The sequence below is a fragment of the Endozoicomonas sp. ONNA2 genome (assembly GCF_024606365.1).
Lineage (GTDB): Bacteria > Pseudomonadota > Gammaproteobacteria > Pseudomonadales > Endozoicomonadaceae > Endozoicomonas.
This window is the reverse complement of sequence record NZ_JAHHPO010000958.1, coordinates 1-3,089: the sequence shown is the minus strand read 5'-3', so window position 1 is coordinate 3,089 and position 3,089 is coordinate 1. Positions and strand designations below refer to the sequence as shown.

2 protein-coding genes are annotated in these 3,089 nt (G+C 48.7%); both read left to right on the top strand.

The genetic code is table 11. From position 1 onward, the window contains the following. The first annotated feature begins 272 nt into the window (after window positions 1-272). Window positions 273-2,153, top strand: a complete 1,881-nt coding sequence (gene mnmG / locus KDK14_RS16980) for a tRNA uridine-5-carboxymethylaminomethyl(34) synthesis enzyme MnmG (protein WP_257266368.1) — start codon at window positions 273-275, stop codon at window positions 2,151-2,153. Between the two features lie 380 nt (window positions 2,154-2,533). Continuing rightward, window positions 2,534-2,956 carry a hypothetical protein gene (locus KDK14_RS16975; protein ID WP_257266367.1) on the top strand — a complete coding sequence of 141 codons (423 nt, stop codon included), beginning with the start codon at window positions 2,534-2,536 and terminating at the stop codon, window positions 2,954-2,956. The last annotated feature ends 133 nt before the right edge of the window (window positions 2,957-3,089 follow it).

The window sequence follows — 3,089 nt, the reverse complement described above, 5'->3', positions numbered from 1 at the left end:
TTAACAAACAGCTAGTCGCTGTTATTACTATTGTTGTTTATCTGAAAAAAGGCACCTCGATTGGTCCCAAAAGTCAGTTTTTTCAGGCAGGTCCATGGTCGGTGAATAAAATTACCCAGGAGGCTGCTCACCCCCCCCAGGCAGGCTTGGTCATTGGATTGGTACCACGGAGCCTGTAATCACACTTATTCAATAATGGGTAACAGCACTGGTTAACCGCTGTATAATTGCTATTCTTATTTTTTTTTGATAGCAGGTGACAGACGTTGGCCGTGGATTTCCCAAAACAATTTGATGTGATTGTCATAGGTGGTGGTCATGCCGGTACGGAGGCCGCCCTGGCAGCAGCACGTATGGGTGTGAAAACATTGTTGTTAACCCATAACATCGAAACTCTGGGGATGATGTCCTGTAATCCTGCCATTGGCGGGATTGGTAAAAGTCATCTGGTCAAAGAGGTGGACGCCCTCGGTGGTGCCATGGCAACAGCGACAGATCTTGCCGGTATTCAGTTTCGGGTTCTCAATGGCAGGAAAGGACCAGCGGTAAGGGCGACCCGGGCACAGGCTGACCGGGCACTTTACAAGACCGCCATTCGTTCAATACTGGAAAACCAGGAGAACCTGTGGCTATTCCAACAGGCAGCGGATGATCTGGTGGTTGACGCAAGTTCCAGTCAGGTCCGTGGTGTTGTTACCAACATGGGCGTTCGCTTTCTTGCCGCAAACGTTGTTCTGACCGCAGGTACTTTTCTGGGTGGTCGAATTCACATTGGCCTGGAAAACTACAGCGGCGGTCGGGCCGGTGATCCACCATCCAATGCCCTGGCTAACCGAATGAGAGAGCTGCCTCTGGAGGTTCGGCGCCTGAAAACAGGAACGCCTGCCCGTATTGATGCCAGAAGTGTGGATTTTTCCGTACTGGCAGCGCAACCGGGTAATACGCCGATGCCGGTGATGTCTTACCTTGGAACTGTGGCGCAGCACCCTGATCAGGTACCCTGTCATATCACCCATACCAATGAGCGTACCCACGAGATCATCCGCAAGGGACTGGACCGTTCACCCATGTTTACCGGGATTATTGAAGGAATTGGCCCAAGATACTGCCCATCCATCGAGGATAAAATTACCCGATTTGCTGACAAAACCTCCCATCAGGTATTTCTGGAGCCGGAAGGGTTAACCACCCATGAGCTGTATCCCAATGGGATCTCCACCAGTTTGCCCTTTGATGTGCAGATTAACCTGATTCAATCCATTCGCGGCCTGGAAAATGCCCATATTACCCGTCCCGGTTATGCCATCGAGTACGATTACTTTGATCCGAGAGGATTAAAGTACTCTCTGGAAACCAAAGCCATTGGTGGCTTGTTCTTTGCTGGCCAAATCAACGGCACTACCGGCTATGAAGAAGCTGCAGCACAAGGGTTGTTGGCGGGTATGAATGCAGCGCTCAGGGCGCAAGACAAAGAGTCCTGGTGCCCACGTCGTGACGAAGCTTACATCGGTGTGCTGGTGGATGACCTGATTACCAATGGCACCAGTGAGCCTTACCGCATGTTTACCAGTCGGGCGGAATACCGTTTGATCCTGCGCGAAGATAACGCCGATCTGCGGTTGACCGAGAAAGGAAGAGCGCTGGGTCTGGTAAATGAACGACGCTGGGCGGCATTCAGCGACAAGAAAGCACGTATCGAGAGGGAATCTGAGCGCCTCAGGGCGGCGTTTATCCATCCGGGTAGTGATGCAGCCCGTACGCTGGAAAACAAGCTCAGCAAGCCTATAAGCCGGGAATACAGCCTTCTGGAGCTGCTGCGTCGCCCGGAATTGACCTATAACGATGTGGCCGGACTGGCAGGAGACGCACAAACCCATGATCAGGTAGCGGAGCAGGTTGAGATTCAGGCCAAGTATCAGGGGTATATTGATCGTCAAACCGAAGAGATCAACCGTATGCGGCGCTATGAGAATACCCGCATACCGGTGTCGCTGGATTACACATTGATTGAAGGGCTTTCCAATGAACTGAAGCAGAAGCTGACTGAAGCCCGTCCTGAGACACTGGGCCATGCTTCTCGTATTCAGGGGATGACACCTGCTGCGGTTTCTCTATTGCTGATTTATCTGAAAAAGCGCTCAATGGCTGCTTGATTGGATATGTCACCAGTTCCCGATGGATCAGGAACTGGTAACTTAACCATCCTGAATAAAATCGACTCATCCAAACAACACTTCTCACTAACTAAACCTGTCAATCAGGGGGATACAGTGTCCTGCCATCCCGTCTTTGTAACCAGCCTCATAGAGATCAGGGCGGAGATGGAAAAAATAAAATTTTTTTGAACTATCAATCACAAAAATAATCCGATTCGAGAGGAGTAAATGTACAACTTAAAAGGTGGTCACGCGTGATTAGTAATCAACTATCTCAGACAATACATAATTCGTCTGCTATTGCACCTTATAATGGTGTAAACCCCACCGAGGAGACCTCCCCTATTAACTATCAATTCTTAACCCGAAGATTATCTATGACACAGGTTGTGGATCGTTTTTTGAATGCAAAGCCAGTTGTTAGACATGAGGGTGAGTATTTTAAAATAAAAGATTTGCCAGTTGAGATACTTGGCAACCACTCCTTTAACTGGTTTAAAAAAGATGATCCGACAGGTCGGGTTGAACGGGAAGATACACCATGCCAACTTAAAGTCTTGCAGCAGAAAAAAACCTATCACAAAAGCACTGAGTTGTTTTTTAAACCTGATGTTGAGGAGGTGCTAAATCAGATTCCAGAAGAGCTTTTAGGTAAAAAAATCTATTTTTCCACTGCGCCGTTCGGAGATGGAACTGTTAGATATCAAGACGTTCATGCTTTGGATGAGGGGTACGCTACTGGATGTACAACTTTTTATGAAGAGTGTGAATCCGAGAGTTCTCAGTGTAATATTCTCTAATCCTGATTTTTCACTTTATGAGTGTGGTTTTGCCAAACTCAAAGCCAGGAGGCTGTCCGAGGATTGACTGCCCTACGTGGCAACTGCTCCTGCGTTGCTCTAGCTCCTGCATCCATGCAGTCGGCGGCAACTG